Annotated in this window: 13 protein-coding genes; 5 read left to right on the top strand and 8 right to left on the bottom strand. The window is 69.9% G+C overall.

Features of this window, described 5'->3' with window-relative positions; all coding sequences use genetic code 11:
* Window positions 1-180 precede the first annotated feature (180 nt).
* Together katG and OED01_RS05650 are read right to left on the bottom strand one after the other, a co-directional pair.
* The gene (katG, locus tag OED01_RS05655; protein ID WP_264157400.1) at window positions 181-2,457 is read right to left on the bottom strand and encodes a catalase/peroxidase HPI; all 2,277 of its coding nucleotides are present in this window, start codon (window positions 2,455-2,457) and stop codon (window positions 181-183) included.
* Window positions 2,458-2,497: 40 nt separating this feature from the next.
* The gene (locus OED01_RS05650) at window positions 2,498-2,926 is read right to left on the bottom strand and encodes a Fur family transcriptional regulator (protein WP_264157399.1); all 429 of its coding nucleotides are present in this window, start codon (window positions 2,924-2,926) and stop codon (window positions 2,498-2,500) included.
* A gap of 143 nt (window positions 2,927-3,069) precedes the next feature.
* Between OED01_RS05650 and aqpZ the strand changes: the two genes are divergently transcribed.
* Window positions 3,070-3,822 carry an aquaporin Z gene (gene aqpZ / locus OED01_RS05645; protein WP_264157398.1) on the top strand — a complete coding sequence of 251 codons (753 nt, stop codon included), beginning with the start codon at window positions 3,070-3,072 and terminating at the stop codon, window positions 3,820-3,822.
* A gap of 69 nt (window positions 3,823-3,891) precedes the next feature.
* Here aqpZ and OED01_RS05640 read toward each other — a convergent pair whose 3' ends face one another.
* Window positions 3,892-4,887 carry a stage II sporulation protein M gene (locus OED01_RS05640; protein WP_264157397.1) on the bottom strand — a complete coding sequence of 332 codons (996 nt, stop codon included), beginning with the start codon at window positions 4,885-4,887 and terminating at the stop codon, window positions 3,892-3,894.
* A 16-nt stretch (window positions 4,888-4,903) separates the two neighbouring features.
* On the opposite strand from OED01_RS05640, the gene OED01_RS05635 reads away from it, so the two are divergent.
* Complete coding sequence (locus OED01_RS05635; RefSeq protein WP_264157396.1) at window positions 4,904-5,713, top strand: RDD family protein; 810 nt, start codon at window positions 4,904-4,906, stop codon at window positions 5,711-5,713.
* A gap of 39 nt (window positions 5,714-5,752) precedes the next feature.
* On the opposite strand, the gene OED01_RS05630 is transcribed toward OED01_RS05635, so the two are convergent.
* Window positions 5,753-5,959 carry a DUF3499 domain-containing protein gene (locus tag OED01_RS05630; protein ID WP_264157395.1) on the bottom strand — a complete coding sequence of 69 codons (207 nt, stop codon included), beginning with the start codon at window positions 5,957-5,959 and terminating at the stop codon, window positions 5,753-5,755.
* Between the two features lie 80 nt (window positions 5,960-6,039).
* Between OED01_RS05630 and OED01_RS05625 the strand changes: the two genes are divergently transcribed.
* Window positions 6,040-6,465: a hypothetical protein gene (locus tag OED01_RS05625; RefSeq protein WP_264157394.1), complete on the top strand. Its 426-nt coding sequence runs from the start codon at window positions 6,040-6,042 to the stop codon at window positions 6,463-6,465.
* Window positions 6,466-6,486: 21 nt separating this feature from the next.
* Here OED01_RS05625 and OED01_RS05620 read toward each other — a convergent pair whose 3' ends face one another.
* From OED01_RS05620 to manA, 4 genes are all read right to left on the bottom strand, one after another.
* A complete protein-coding gene (locus OED01_RS05620; RefSeq protein WP_264157393.1) occupies window positions 6,487-7,860 on the bottom strand; it encodes a DUF5719 family protein in 1,374 nt (457 codons plus the stop codon).
* Window positions 7,860-10,994, bottom strand: coding sequence for a glycosyltransferase (locus OED01_RS05615; RefSeq protein ID WP_264157392.1), 3,135 nt, complete (start codon window positions 10,992-10,994; stop codon window positions 7,860-7,862). The genes OED01_RS05620 and OED01_RS05615 overlap by 1 nt, the downstream gene beginning before the upstream one ends.
* A 71-nt stretch (window positions 10,995-11,065) precedes the next feature.
* A complete protein-coding gene (locus OED01_RS05610) occupies window positions 11,066-11,383 on the bottom strand; it encodes a WhiB family transcriptional regulator (RefSeq protein ID WP_264157391.1) in 318 nt (105 codons plus the stop codon).
* Window positions 11,384-11,562: 179 nt separating this feature from the next.
* Window positions 11,563-12,669 (bottom strand): mannose-6-phosphate isomerase, class I, encoded by a 1,107-nt coding sequence (manA, locus tag OED01_RS05605; RefSeq protein WP_264157390.1) that lies wholly within the window; start codon window positions 12,667-12,669, stop codon window positions 11,563-11,565.
* A gap of 66 nt (window positions 12,670-12,735) precedes the next feature.
* Here manA and OED01_RS05600 point away from each other — a divergent pair, with 66 nt between their 5' ends.
* Both OED01_RS05600 and OED01_RS05595 read left to right on the top strand, forming a co-directional pair.
* On the top strand, window positions 12,736-14,157 hold the full coding sequence (locus OED01_RS05600) for an O-antigen ligase family protein (RefSeq protein ID WP_264157389.1): 1,422 nt from the start codon (window positions 12,736-12,738) through the stop codon (window positions 14,155-14,157).
* The gene (locus tag OED01_RS05595; protein ID WP_264157388.1) at window positions 14,154-15,452 is read left to right on the top strand and encodes an O-antigen ligase family protein; all 1,299 of its coding nucleotides are present in this window, start codon (window positions 14,154-14,156) and stop codon (window positions 15,450-15,452) included. The genes OED01_RS05600 and OED01_RS05595 overlap by 4 nt, the downstream gene beginning before the upstream one ends.
* Window positions 15,453-15,527 lie beyond the last annotated feature (75 nt).

The following is a 15,527-nucleotide window of genomic DNA, read 5'->3' as shown; positions in this document are numbered from 1 at the left end:
AAACCCCTCCGCACCCGCAACAACCCGGACACGGCTCCGAGACGCGAGGTGCACCCCGCATACGGCGCACGGCTTGGGCATCGTCGCTCGGTTCGCCCGGTTCGCCCCGCATCCGCCCGCACGCCGCAACGCCGAACGGCCCCCGCCGCGAGGCGAGGGCCGTTCGGATCCGTCGGAGGGTCAGACCAGGTCGAAGCGGTCCAGCTCCGTGACCTTGCCCCAGGCGGCGACGAAGTCGCGCACGAACTTCTCCTTGGCGTCGTCGGAGGCGTACACCTCGGCGATCGCGCGCAGTTCGGAGTTCGAGCCGAACAGAAGGTCGACGCGGGTTCCGCGGCCGACGACCTCATCGGTGCCGTCAACCCGGCCCTCGAACGCGTGCGAACCCGGGTCCAGCGGCTTCCACGTGGTGCCGAGGTCGAGCAGGTTCACGAAGAAGTCGTTCGTGAGCACGCCGGGCGTCTCGGTGAAGACGCCGTACTGCGAGCCGTCCCAGTTCGCGCCGAGCACGCGCAGACCACCGACGAGAACGGTGAGCTCCGGCGCCGTCAGCGTCAGCAGGTTGGCCTTGTCCAGCAGCAGGTGCTCGGCCGGAATCGCCGCGACGTCCTTCGAGACGTAGTTGCGGAAGCCGTCCGCCGCCGGCTCCAGGAACGAGAACGAGTGGACGTCGGTCTGCTCCTGCGAGGCGTCAGTGCGCCCGGCGTGGAACGGCACGACCGTGTCGACTCCGGCATCCTTCGCCGCCTTCTCGACACCCGCGTTGCCGGCGAGCACGATCAGGTCCGCGAGCGAGACGCGCACGTCACCGGTCTGCGCGTCGTTGAACTCCGCACGGATGCCCTCGAGCACATTGAGGACACGAGCGACGCGCTGCGGGTCGTTGACCTCCCAGTCCTTCTGCGGAGCCAGGCGGATGCGGGCGCCGTTGACGCCGCCGCGCTTGTCGCTGCCGCGGAAGGTGGATGCCGCCGCCCACGTGACCGAGACGAGGTCGGCGACCGAGAGGCCGGACTCGAGGACCTTCGCCTTGAGCAGAGCAGCGTCGGTGTCCGAGATCAGCGCGTGGTCGACGGCGGGGACGTTGTCCTGCCAGATGAGCTCCTCGGCCGGAACCTCGGTGCCGACGTAGCGTGCACGCGGGCCCATGTCGCGGTGCGTCAGCTTGAACCACGCCCGTGCGAACGCATCGGCGAATGCCTCGGGGTCGTTCTTGAAGCGCTCCGAGATCGGACCGTAGATCGGGTCGAAGCGCAGCGCCAGGTCGCTGGTGAGCATGCGCGGTTCGCGACGGCCGTTCGAGTGCGCGAGCGGGACCATGTCCTCCCCTGCGCCGTTCTTCGGACGCCACTGGTTGGCACCGGCCGGGCTCTGGAACAGTTCCCAGTCGTACGCGAACAGGATGTGGAAGAACTCGTTGTCCCAGCGCGTCGGGTGGTAGGTCCAGGTGACCTCGAGACCACTGGTGATCTGGTCGTCGCCCTTGCCGGTGCCGTGGTTGTTCTTCCAGCCCAGACCCTGGCGCTCGAGCCCTGCCGCCTCGGGGTTCTCCTCGAGGTTCGAGTCGGGAGCCGCGCCGTGCGTCTTGCCGAACGTGTGACCGCCGGCGATCAGCGCGACCGTCTCCTCGTCATCCATCGCCATGCGCGCGAAGGTCTCGCGGATGTCGCGCGCCGACGCGAGCGGGTCGGGGTTCCCGTTGGGGCCCTCGGGGTTGACGTAGATGAGACCCATCTGCACGGCCGCGAGCGGACGCTCGAGGTCGCGGTCGCCCGAGTAGCGTTCGTCGCCGAGCCACGTCGTCTCCGGGCCCCAGTACACGTCGTCGTCCGGCTCCCACGCGTCGATGCGACCACCGGCGAAACCGAAGGTCTCGAAGCCCATCGACTCCAGCGCGACGTTGCCCGCGAGGATCATGAGGTCGCCCCAGCTCAGCGACTGGCCGTACTTCTTCTTCACGGGCCACAGGATGCGGCGCGCCTTGTCGAGGCCGACATTGTCGGGCCAGCTGTTCAGCGGAGCGAAGCGCTGCTGTCCGGTGCCTCCGCCACCGCGGCCGTCGGTCACACGGTAGGTGCCGGCGCTGTGCCAGGCCATGCGGATCATGAGCGGCCCGTAGTGGCCGAAGTCCGCCGGCCACCACGCCTGCGACGTCGTGATCGTCTCTTCGATGTCCTTCTTGACGGCATCCAGGTCGAGCGCCTCGAAGGCGGCCTTGTAGTCGAAGTCGACACCGAGCGGGTTCCGCTCCGCGGTGTTCTTCGCGAGGATCTTCAGGTTCAGCTGCTCGGGCCACCACACGCGGTTGGCCGAGCCCATGGTCGGATGCGGCTGGGCGTGGAAGACGGGGCAGGCGCCCGCCTCGCCGGGCTCGACGGGTTCGTCGGTGACGGTCTTCGACTGGTCGATTCCGGTGACGTCGTCACCGATACCGGGGACCTGTTCGTGAGCGGTCATGGTTGTCCTTCCGATGTGAGGGCAGATGGAGAGTGGAGGATCAGGAGTCTTCGGCCGCGCACGTCGCGCACAGGCCCCAGTAGGTGACCTCGGCGACCGCGACGCGGTAGCCATGGGTGTCACCCGGCACCAGGCAGGGGGCGTGCCCGGTGGCGCAGTCGACGTCTTCGACCGCACCGCAGCGCGTGCACACGAGGTGGTGGTGGTTGTCGTCGACGCGCAGCTCGAACAGCATCGGGTGGCCGGCCGGTTCGATGCGCCGCACGAGACCGGCGGCGGCGAAGTCGCCGAGCGCGTTGTAGACGGACTGCAGTGTGCAGTCGACGACCGGCTGCACCGCGGCGTGGATGTCATCGGCGCTCGCATGCGGATGCGAACGCAGGGCGCCGAACACGGCACGACGCGATTCCGTCACCCGCAGACCGGCGGCGCGGATCGCGTCGTCGATGTCGGAGGCGAGGAGAGGCATGTGTCGATCCTACTTGTTTTGAGTCATTCAAGAAAGCCGCCGCGCGTCGATCGCGCGGCGCGCCTTCTGAGAGTTCTCTGTGAACAGCGGAATCATGTGGTTCGCCGGGCCAGCTGGGCCGGTCTTGCGAAAGGACACAGATCATGAGTGATTCCACGTCGGCTGTGCCCACTCTCGGCGCGAAACTCGCCGCCGAGGGATTCGGCACCTTCCTTCTCGTCTTCGGTGGCGTCGGCACCGCGCTGTTCGCCTCCAACCTGTACACGGAGCCCGCTCCGAACGCCGCCGTCTACAGCGCGGTCGCTCTCGCCTTCGGCCTCACGGTCGTCGTCGGCGCGTACGCGTTCGGTCCGATCTCCGGCGGTCACTTCAACCCGGCTGTCACGCTGGGCGCCGCCGCGGCCGGTCGCATCGGCTGGAAAGACGTCCTGCCGTACATCGTGGCGCAGGTCGTGGGTGGCGCGGTGGCGAGCACCCTGCTGTTCCTCATCGGACAGTTCGGCCCCGAGGGGTGGCTGACCGGTGCGCAGAACGCCGGCTTCGCCAGCAACGGCTTCGACGAGCTCTCCCCCGGCGGTTTCGGGCTCGGCTCCGCGATCATCGCCGAAGTCATCCTGACCGCGATCTTCCTGTTCGTGATCCTCGGCACCACGCACTCCAAGCGCGGCACGCCGCTCGCGGGTCTGGCGATCGGTCTCACGCTGACGCTCATCCACCTCATCAGCATCCCGGTCGACAACACCTCGGTGAACCCGGCGCGTTCCATCGCCGCGGCGATCTACGGCGGTGTCGGGCCGCTGTCGCAGCTGTGGGTGTTCCTCGTGTTCCCGATCGTCGGCGCTCTCATCGCGGGCTACGCCTACAAGGCGCTGTTCGACAGCACCAAGCAGGCCTGACGTTCCCGAAAGGGCCGGTGCCATGGCACCGGCCCTTTCGCATGTCCGGATGCCTGTGCGCTCGGGCGCTCAGCCGGCGACGAGTCTCGGTGTGCCCGCTTCGTACTCCAGCAGGTCGCCCGTCTGCCCTCGACGGTGGGCGCGTCCGCCGATGACGAGCATGTAGATGAGGAAGACCGCCAGGGCCGCGGCGCCGATGCCGATCTTCACCGGCCACGGCAGGGACCAGCCGGTCACGAAGCCCTCGACGAGGCCGGACAGGAACAGCGCGAAGATGAGTCCGATCGCGACCGTCGCGAGCGACCGTCCCTCCTGGGCGAGGGCTTCGCCGCGGCTGCGGTGCCCTGGAGCGACCCAGGCCCAGAACACGTGCAGTCCGGCGGCGGCCGCGACGAAGAGGCACGTCATCTCCAGCATCCCGTGCGGGAGGACGTACAGCAGCATGACGTCCGCGCGGTCGTGCGCCGCCATCACGGCTCCGGAGACGCCGAGGCCGATCGCGTTCTGCGTCATGATGTAGATCGGCCAGATGCCTGTCACGCCGAACAGCACGCACTGCGCCGCGAGCCAGGCGTTGTTCGTCCAGACCATACCGGCGAACACCGCCGCGGGGTTCTCGGTGTAGTACTGCGTGAACTCCTCCTCGGCGTACTGTTCGAGGAAGTCGGGTGTCCCGAGCGTCGCGACGAGGTTCGGGTCGGCCGAGATCCACGCCGCCGTACCGACGGAGATGAGGATGAAGACGACGGCGATGACGAGCGTCGTCCAGCGCACGCGATAGAGCGCCGCCGGCAGCTGGTCGACGAAGAAGCGCCTGATCTGCGTCAGCACGTTGTCGCCGGCGCCGGTGAGGCGAAGTCTCGCCCTGGCCAGGATCGTCGAGAGGTACGCGCTCTGGGGGGACTCCCCCACGGACGTCTTCAGCTCCGCCAGATCCGCGGATGCCGCCCGGTACCGCACGATCAGTTCGTCGACGTGGTCGCCGTCATCGAGCCGCGCGCGACTGAGCTCGTCCAGACGCGCCCACTCCGCGCGGCGTGCGTCACTCAGAGCGTCGGCATCCACCTGATTTACTGTACTCATGTCCACGTCGATCGAGCTGAGCGAAGAGGTCCTCTCCGGCGAGGCCGTCGCGATCGACGTGCAGCCGATCGGATTCTTCCTGCGTGTTCTGGGCGCCGTCATCGACATGGTGCTGTCCTTCGCGCTCTACATCCTGTTCATGTTCCTGCGGATCTGGATGCTGGATGCCGGGATCATCGACGAGGCGATCGACCGGATCCTCAACGTCACGTCCCTGGTCGTGTGCTTCGTGGTCGTACCGGTGGCGCTCGAGGTGTCGCTGCGCGGTCGGAGCCTCGGCAAGCTCGCCGTCGGCGGACGGATCGTGCGGTTGGACGGCGGGGCCACCGGGTTCCGGCACGCGTTCATCCGGGCACTCCTTGGCGTCCTCGAGATCTACATGACCTTCGGCTCCGTCGCGTTGCTGACCGGTGCCTTCACGGCCCGTTCGCAGCGGCTAGGCGACCTCGTCGCCGGCACGTACAGTCAGCGCGTCCGGACGCCCAAGCTCACTCCGCACGAGCCTGTGGTGCCTGCGGCACTCGCGGAATGGTCGGCGATCGCAGATGTCGCGCGTCTTCCGGATCGACTGGCCAGGCGCATCTCGCAGTTCCTGCAGACCGCGCCGCAGATGATGCCGCAGGCGCGGTTCCGGATCGCGGAGCAGCTCGTGGCGGAGGCCGACGCGTTCGTGTCCCCGCGCCCCGTCGCGCCACCGGAGCAGATCCTGGCGGCGATCACCGTGATCCGCCGACGGCGCGAACTGCGAGGCCTGCAGATCGCGGACGCCCGCGCCGAGAAGCTCACCGGACGCTCGATCGGCGCCTGAGTCTCGCGTCCACCGTTCCTGCGATCGGTCGGAATCGCGTCAGGCGCGGAGGGCCTCGTGGCGGATGACGATCCATCCGCTCGGGACGGACAGCCGGTCGGCGTGCTGGGCGCACAGATCGTGCGCGTTCGGATGCCGTGATCCGCCGAGCGGACCGAGCGCCGCCATCTGATCCCCGTAGTCATAGGTCAGCGTCGCGACGGCTTCGCGCGCGCAGCCGACTTTCGAGCAGAGTCGTTCGTCCATCTCCGTCAGGTTATGCCTCTGTCGACGGGTCGGAGCGGATGCCGCGCCCAGCGACCGGGAACGCGTCCTAGACTTTCGTCATGCCCCGTCGTCGTCTTCCCCGGACCGCGCCTCGCCGTGGTGCCAGGCACGGCCGGCATGGCCGCCTCGGACGCAGCGAGGTCGTGCGGCCGCCGTTGCCGCCGCTTGACGGTCGGATCGACCGATTCGATCTGGCGGTGGGCACCGCGGTGGAATTCCTGCGCGGAACCTGGCCGGAGCTCGAGGACGTCCGTTTCGAGATCGGCGCCATGCCGATCAGCGAGGACGGCACCGGAGAAGTCCCGCGCTGGACGATCGATCAGGGCGCCCGTCGCATCGTGCTCTACCGCATCCCGATCGAACGGCTCCTCCCCCCGGGCCACGACGACGCCGCGCACCGGCGCATCTCCATCGAGAGCGCCGTGTTCCGCGCGGCCGCCGAGTTCGTCGGCCGCGATCCGTGGGAACTCGGCCCCGAGAACTGACCGGTTCCGCGCGGACGACCGCTAGGGATAGACCGTGATCTCGCGCTGCTCGGTAGCGCCCGACACCACGGGCCATCCCGCCAGCGCGCCCTGCTGCGTCATCGTCACGGCCGCCGTCACTGCGTCGTCGGCCACCAATCGGTACACGGTCGAACTGCGCAGCGGCGCCGTCACCGAGGCGCCGGCCGGGACCGTCACCTCGCGCGTGGAGCGGCCCGCGGCCGACAACTGCACGGAGACGTCTTCGTCGGCGCCGTTCACGAGATGCAGCATCGGCGTCGGCCCGGCCGGCACGGCGAAGAGGGCCTCCGTCAGCGCCGGCGCCGGCGTCATCCACGCGAAGTCGGCGCCCGCGCCGGCGCCCTCGCTCTGCCAGGTCGCGCCCACCATCGGCGTCGTCGCGGTCACCTCCACGCTGTACGTCCCGAGTTCGAGGTCCGTGAGCGCGACGTCGATCGGCGTGCCTGCGGTCAGCGGAACGGCGAACTCCGCGGCGTCGGCTCCGTCCTGATCCCGCACGACGACGCGCGCTTCGGCGTCCGCATCGGGGGCCAGCAGCCTCACGGCATTCGTCGCCGTCCCCTCGGCGGGCGCGACCACCTGGACTCCGGCGAAGCGGAGCGTGTCGGATGCTTCGATCGCCGCGCCCTGCAGATCGGCGCCCGCCGGATCGAGCGTGCGCGTCAGCGCGGACTGCAGAACAGCGCGTACTCGAGCGCCCTCGGCGGTGATCCGCACGACCGGGTCGGTGGCGTTCGCGGCGATGGAGGCGAACGGCAGCGCGATCTGCGTCGCCGCGGGGATGACCTGTGTCGTCGGGTTCGGCGAGCCGCCGTACACCTGGATCGTCACGGTCGCCGGAACCGAACCGGGGTTGGAAAGCACGAGCACGTCGTTGGCGCCCGTCTCGACCGAGCCGCCGATGATCCAGGACTGCGTGGTTGCCGGTGCGCAGGGTGCCGCGGCGAGACCGGTGAGGTCGTCTTCGGCCAGGGTGAGCGATTCGGATGCCGCGATCTCGGCGCTCTCGCGGCCCTCGACGGATCCGGTGAACACGGAGGCGCCGTCGCCGCCCACCAGGTCCGGCGTGGCGATCGTGCTCTCGACGGGCGAGGTGGGCTCGCCGTCGACCGTGATGCGTCCCTCACCGGCGACCTGCATCTGGTCCGCGTCGCGCGAGTCCCTTCCCAGCGCACGGAACGGACCGCTGCACACCAGAACCGGGTCGCCCGGAACCGTGGTGACCTGCGTGGACGCCGCGGTGTGCTCGATGACGGGCCAGGGCGCCACGACGGCGGCGGCAACGCCTGCCACGACACCCACAGCGACCACTGCTCCCACGACCAGTCGTGCGCTCGTGGCGACGACGGTGATCGCCCGTGTGCTCGTCGGCATCAGCGGTCCTCCTCCGGCTTGCGGGAATCTTCATCGGACGACGGCTCGTCGTCGGTGACGGTCTCGGCCACCGCGTCGTGGGGCGTCTCGTCCTCGGACGCGGTCGAGAGTCCCGACGAGCCTTCGCCACTCCGCTCGGCGGGTTCCGACGCATCGGCATCCTCGGCGGCGGGATCGACGGCATCGTCCGACACCTCGTCGTGCCGAGCCTCGTCGTCCCGAGCATCATCGCTCGTCTCGGCATCCGGATGGGCGTCGAGCACGGCCTCCGCCTCATCCTGCGCGGCGTCGCCGCCGTGACGGCGCACCGGCGTCAGCGGCTCCTCCGGCGCCTTCCCGACGACCCGCGAGATCGCCCTGGCCGCACGACGGGACGCCCTGGTCGGTACCGCTAGGAGCAGCGCCGCGAGCACCACGAGCAGCTGCAGGGTCATCAACCACCGGGCGACGCCCTGATCGTCCTCGCCGGCGGACCGAGCGGCGTCGTCCGCCTCGGGGGCTTCCAGCCGCCACAGCACGCCGATGCCGGTCACATCGCCGCCACGGACGAATCCCGCACGCTGATCGAGGGCGATGACCGCATCGAGGCGGAAGCCCTCGGCGCCGTCATCCGACGCGGGCGGCAGCTCGTCGAGCAGAACGTAATCGATTCCCAGGTCGGCCAGTTCGCCTGCGGCGTCGAAGTCGCGCAGGGAGATGAGGTCGACCGCCAGCGCGCTCACATCGGTGCCCTGGACCTCGGTCGCCGTGCTCAGCATCGTCGTCTGCGCGCCGAGCGTGTCGCTGGCGCCCCACACCACACGGGTTGCGGCGCTGTTCTCGCCCAGGGGTGTGATGACGAGGGTTCCGAGGTCGCGGTCGCCGCGTGCATTGGCCGCGATCAGTGCGGGAAGAGTGCTCCCCGTCCCCTCCATGAGCACGCTGCGGCCGGTGTGCACAGCGGTGAGAGCAGGGACGGCGCAGACCCCGAGCGCGAGTCCGGCGACGACGGCGGCGATCGTGCGCAGGCGCGGCAGGGCGATCAGGGTGTCGAGAGCGACGGCCGCGGCGCCGACGACGCCGACCCACGCGAGGCTCAGCGCGGCGCCGGGCCAGATCGGCACCGCTTCGCCCTGCGAGAAGCTGATCGCGATGCCCACCACGAGCATGGCCGTCGCCACGCCGACGGCCGCGACCGCGAGCAGCACGAAACCGGCGCGCCACCGCGGGGCGAAAGCGGATGCCAGCGCGAGCAGCACCAGCGGAACGAGCAGCAGCGGCGTCCATGCGGCGATCGTGGGATCCAGCAGCTGCGCCCAGCCGGCCAGGTCTCCGGTCGGGAACCCGCTCGCCAGGAGCAGGCGCCCTGCGGCATCCGCGGTCGCCTGCGGGGACTGCCAGACGAGACCGGGGTCGGCGACGATCGCCATGAGGTCGCCCTCGCCCAGGCGCCACAGGGCGAGCGGCAGGAACATCACCACGGTCGGGATCAGCAGCCAGGCGATGCGCACAGCGCCGCGCAGCCGACGCTGCGCCAGAACGACAATCAACGCGATGGCCCAGATCACGACCATCGCGGGGGCGAGCGACGGCGATGCCGCGACGACGCCGACCAGCAGAATCGACGCGGCCCCGGCGGCTCCCCAGGAGCGGTGCGCGACCGCCGCGGTGTGGAACAGCCACGGCAGCAGGAGATGCACGATCACCGCGGCGGGGCGTCCCTCGATGAGCGCGGTGAGGAACGTGGGCGCGAGCGCCCACGCCACGCCGACGAAGATCCGCAGCCCGGAGCGGTCGGTGACCCGCGTGGCGGCGAACCAGCCGCCGAGCACGGCCAGCGGCAGAGCGAGCAGCCAGAGCAGCACGAGGGAGAACGACGGCCCGGCCGGCCACAGCGTGCCCAGAACGGCGAGGACCGCGGCGAACGGATCGGCAGGTCCGGTGACGTCGACACCGAGTCCCCGAAGGCCCCAGGCCGCGTCCTCCCACAGTCCGACGACCGTGTCGCGCATCGGGAGCAGTCCGCCGCCGGCGATGTTCTGCCAGGCCAGCAACGAGGTGAACGCCGCGACGCTGACGATCGCCGCGCCCAGCACGGCCCAGGCGCCACCGCCGGAGAAGAAGCGCAGCTCGCTGACGGCACCGCGTTCGCTGCCGTGCCCGTCGTCCAGGCGGCGGCGCAGCTGCGAACCCGTCATCCGCAACGGCGCGATACTGGACCAGCCGGCGGAGCGGAACGCGCGGATCCGCCCCCGCGCACGCGCCACCGCGCCGAAGCGCACCATCGCCGTGGCCGCCGCCGCCCACTCGGGCAGCACCTCGGCCGGTCGTTTGCCGATGAGATGGACGATCGTCCGCCACAGGGCGAGCGGGAGGAACGAGAGCCAGTGCAACGGCACGACGGGAGCGGGCGCGTATGCGAGTCTGCGGTGCAGCTGCGCGAGGCGCGTCACGTACGCACGCTGGGTCGGTCGCTGCGGCAGAGCGGCCGGCCCGTCCGGCTCGACGCGGATCATCGCGCCGGAGGTCAGAACCACCCGTCCGCCGCCGAGCCGCGCCCGCACACCGAGGTCGAGTCCTTCATCGGCGCCCGCGAGGGCGTCGTCGATCGTCAGATGCTCGCGGACCTCGGATCGCACCAGGATGCCGCGGATGTCGGAGCCCAGCGCCTCATCGGAACCGTCGTGCTGGCCCTGGTCGAGCTCATGAGCGGCGAGCTCCACCGACCGGCCGAACGTCGTCATGGTCACGCCGAACGACACGATCTCGCGGGCGTCGTCCGAGCGCACGAGCTTCGGTGCGGCGATGGCCGCGGACGGCGAGCGCTCCAGTGCACCGGCGAGCTGTTCGAGAGCCCGAGGAGCGGGAACGCTGTCGTGCGTCAGCAGCCAGAGGGCGCTGCCCTCCGGGACCCGCGGTGCGGCGAGTGCGACCGCATCGGCGAAGGAGGTGGCCGGTCGTGCTTCGACGATCGTGTCCGTGATCGCAGCGACGGCCGGACTCTCCCGCGCCGTGGTGACGTCGCCGCACACCACGAGCGTGACCGCGTCAGGGCGGCGGGTCTGTGAGGCGAGCGCGTCGATCGTTCGAAGCAGCTGCGCGCGGGCGGTCGCGCCGGAGCGCGCGACGATGACGGCGTGAAGTCGGGCTGGCATGGCGTGGCCAGCCTAAGCGTCCGGTGGCATCGTCGTGCTCACCGTGACCGGCGCGCCCGAGAAGCTGTGGATCAGCTCGCGCGGCGCTTGAGCTTGCGGCGCTCACGCTCGGAGAGCCCGCCCCAGATGCCGAAGCGCTCGTCGTTGCTAAGCGCGTACTCGAGGCATTCACCGCGGACATCGCACGATGTGCAGATGCGCTTGGCATCGCGGGTCGAGCCGCCCTTCTCGGGGAAGAACGCCTCGGGGTCCGTCTGCGCGCACAGCGCGTCGGTCTGCCAGGCGAGCGCGTTCTCCTCGTCGGCGTCCACGCGCCTGACCCCGGGAACCCCGAGGTTGACTGGATCGACGAACCAGTTCTCGGGAACGTCGGAACGGTAACCCGTCATGTCGCTCTCCTTGCCCTGTCAGTTGCCCCCCACCGGGCCGTGCTCAACTAATTACACCCGTGTCATTCGCTCCGGTCAAGTCGCGAAGAATAAAGCCTCAAGCCGCTCTTGAAGGTTCTTGAAGCCTCGTCGGCGTGTCGCGCCGGGCGCGTCGCAGGCGCAGTCCTCGACCGGGCGGCTCAGCCGGGCTGGGCGATGAAGGCTTCGCCGGTTCCCGACAGCGTGAGGGTGGTCTCGTCGGTGGCGAGCAGCGCCGTGCCGACCGCGACGGCGTGCGCCACGGCATCCGCGCCGGCGACCGTGACAGAACCCGCAGTCGCGAGGACCATCGCCGGGGTCACCACGTCGACCACGACGGGCTGACCGTCGAGGGTGACGCGACGCAGGGCGAAGTCGTCCACGTCGACCGGGTATGCGGTCACGGCGGTGTCGCCCGGCTGCAGCACGGGCACGATGCCCGGCGTGGCATCCAGGATGCTCAGCAGCTCGGGCACGTCGATGTGCTTGGGTGTGAGTCCACCGCGCAGGACGTTGTCGCTGGCGGCCATGATCTCGACGCCGAGACCGGACAGGTACGCGTGCAGAAGACCGGCCCGCAGGAAGATCCCCTCCCCGCGGCGCAGCACGATGTGGTTCATCAGCAGCGCGACGACGACGCCGGGGTCACCCGGGTTTCGCTCCGCCACCGTGCGGATGGCGCTGAGCGTGTCGTCGAACTCGAGCGCGGATGCCGTGGCGAGCGCCGCGGAGATCTCCTCGACCTCGGCGTCGGCGTCTCCGGACAGCAGCCAGGCGATCGTGCTTCGCAGCCCGCCCTCGCCCGTAAGATGCGCGCGCAGCGCGTTCACCGCTGGGCCGTCGCCCAGCGCGCCGAGCAGCCGCAGCGTGTCGTCGATCGGGCGCAGTCCGCCGAGCGCCTCGAAGCGATCGCTGAGGGCGACGATGAGCTCGGGCTTGTGGTTGTCGTCGCGATAGTTGCGCGTGGGGTCGTCCGCGGCGAGTCCCGCCTCGCGCGCCCAGCCGTCCTTGGCCTGCGCGATGGTCGGGTGCACCTGGATCGAGAGCGGATCGGCGGCGGCCAGGATCTTCAACAGGTACGGCAGGGAGCCGCCGGTGACGGCATCCAGCGTCCGCCCGTCCGCCAGATCGGCGGGATCGCCGGAGTGGTCGCCGAACCAGACTTCGGCTTCCGGCGCGCCGGAGGGCGAGCGACCCTCCAGGTCGGCGATGAGAGTGGTCGATCCCCACGCGTAGTCGCGCGGCACGTTCGAGAGACCCAGCAGCATGCCTCCAGCGTAGAGCCACGCACCGGGCACAGCGGATGCCGGAGCACGCGCGGTAGCCTGATTCCGATGGCGCAGTACACGAAGCATCCCGTGGCAGCCCCGCCCACCGCGCCGGAGCGCGAGTCGACGGGGCATCTGCTGTTGCGCGGCTACATCGTCGTCGTCCTGATCGCCGCGTTCGCCCACTCCGCCGTGTACAACCTGATCGGCCAGATCGGCGCGGGAATCGCGATCGCGGTCCTCACGCTGGCGACGCTCGCGATCGGGATTCCGATGCTCGCCCGGTCGCGTCCGGCGCCGTTCCTCTGGCGACGCCTGCCCTGGGCGGCGCTGGGGTACACGGCTTTCGCCCTGCTCTCGGTCGCCTGGTCGGGGTGGCGCGTCCCGACGCTGGTGACGTGGGTGCTCCTGGCCGCCGTGACGGTGAATGCGCTGTTCATCGCTCATGCGCTGAGCTGGCAGGAGATCGTCCGCGCGCTCGCGTCGGCGTTCAAGTGGATCCTGGGACTGTCGCTCGCGATCGAACTGTGGGCGGCGCTGGTCGTCCACGGCCCGATCCTGCCGAACTTCGTCGACGTGCCAGAGGGGAAGCCCGATCCGCAGTGGTACTGGGTGCGGGACAACCTGTTCGACGGCGGTCGGCTGCAGGGCATCGTCGGCAACGCGAACCTGCTGGCGTTCCTGTCGCTGTTCGCGATCATCGCCTTCGGCATCCGCTTCGCCCTCGGCGCGCGGTGGCGCACGACCCTGGCGATGTGGATGCTGCTGGCGGCCTACTTCTTCGTGCGCGCCTCCTCCGCGACCGCCTGGATCTGCGCGTTCGCCGCGGCGGCGGTGCTGGTGGTGGCGCTGCTGATCCGACGCACCAGGACCTCGCGCGGACGCGCCAAGGTGTACGCGTGGTGCATCGGCATCCTTGTCGTGGCGGTCACGGCGGCGCTGCTGCTGTATCGACCGATCCTCGCAGCGCTCGGCCGTTCGGCGGATCTGACCGGTCGCAGCGACCTGATCTGGGCCGTCGTGCTCGACAAGGCGGCGACCAGCCCGATCATCGGGCTCGGTTTCTCAAGTCCGTGGGTGCCGACGCATCCCGCGTTCGACGGCTGGATCACCGATCACGGCATCACGGTGTTCCATGCGCACAACATGTGGATCGATGTGCTGTTCCAGCTCGGCGTCGTCGGCCTCGTGCTGATGGCCGTGGCGTACGGCGCGCTGCTGTGGCGGTCGTGGTTCTTCGCCGTCGACCGGCCGCGGTGGGACCTGCGGGCCGACCGGCCGTTCTCCCCCGTGACGCTGCTGCCGATCCTCTACACGACCGTGCTGCTCGTGCAGGGCCTCAGCGAATCGACGCCGATCATGCTATGGGGCTGGCTGCTGCTGGTGCTGCTGTCGTTCAAGATGAAATCCGTCCCGCTGGTGGGCGTCGGTCTGAGCGAGCAGGTCAGGATCACCGAACGCGGACGCGGCTCGCGGCGGGTGCCATGAGCGCACGCCAGGGCATGGCACGCCTGCTCGGCTCCGTCGAGATGGCGCGGGCGTTCACGCTGACGGCCCTGCTCGCGGTGTTCGGATCGTTCGCGATCGAGCGGCTGACGTCGACGGCGACGCTGGCGACGATCGTCCTCGCGCTGTGCGTGATCGGCACGGCGATCCTCATCGTGCGACGCGAGGAGCTGTCGCTGCTGCGACTGGCGCCCTCGTCGCTGCTCGCCTTCCTCGCTCTCGCGCTGGTCAGCGTGATCTGGACGACCGATCGCGGCGACACGGTGTTCGCGTGGCTGGCGCTGCTCGGCTACGCCGTTCTCGCGATCACCATCGGCCACATCCGCGACACCTTGCAGACGGTGCGGGCGATCGGGGACACGCTACGAGTTCTGCTGGCGCTGTCGCTCGGGCTCGAGATCGTGTCCGGCATCCTGCTCGATCTGCCCATCGCGTTCCTCGGCATCGACGGAGCGCTCGCCTCCGGCGGCCCGATCCAGGGCATCTTCGGCACCCGCAACATGCTCGGCTTCATCACCGTGATCGCGCTCATCACATTCGTGATCGAGTGGCGGACGCAGTCGGTGACGGCGCCGGTCGCGGTGCCGTCGATCGCCCTCGCGGGCTTCCTCGCGCTGCTGTCGGCCTCGCCGACCGTGCTCGTGCTGGCGGTGGGTGTCGGGGCCGCCACGGCCGCCCTGACCATCGTCCGACACACAGCGCCGGCGAGACGGGTCGTCGTGCAGTGGGTGCTCGCGAGCCTGACCACGGTCACTCTGGCGGTCGCACTGGTGCTGCGGCATCCGATCATCGCGTGGCTGGGCGCGGGTTCCGACTTCTCGATGCGGGCCGACCTGTGGAATCGAATCCTCGACTTCGTGGCGCTCAAGCCACTGCAGGGGTGGGGCTGGTTCGGTCCGTGGCGGCGGGGCGAGTATCCGTTCAACTACCTCAACTATCTGCTCGATCAGCAGCACGCGACAGCACTGAACGCCTACTTCGACGTACTGCTCCAACTCGGCGCGGTGGGTCTCGTGCTGTTCCTGCTGCTGGGCGGTGTCGCGCTGGTGCGGTCATGGCTGGTCGCCAGCTCCCGCCGGTCGGTCGTGTACGCCTGGACACCGCTGATCCTCGTCACTTTGGCGGTCGACTCGATGTTCGAGAGCTTCACCCTGTCGGACGTCGGCTGGTTCATGCTCGTGCTCTGCGCGCTGCGAGCCGGCCAATCGCGATCGTGGCGCGAGAACATCGACGCCGCGCAGACGGGTGCGATTCCGACGCTGCGGCCGCAGGACTGATCACCTCGGGGCACCGCCCGGGTCCGGGCGTCCCGGGAACGGGAAGGTAGGCTGGGTCTGCTCGCCTGAGCCGCC

The sequence above is a fragment of the Microbacterium sp. M28 genome (assembly GCF_025836995.1).
In the GTDB taxonomy this organism is placed as follows: domain Bacteria; phylum Actinomycetota; class Actinomycetes; order Actinomycetales; family Microbacteriaceae; genus Microbacterium.
The sequence above is the reverse complement of the archived record's forward strand: the minus strand, read 5'-3'. Positions and strand labels throughout refer to the sequence as shown.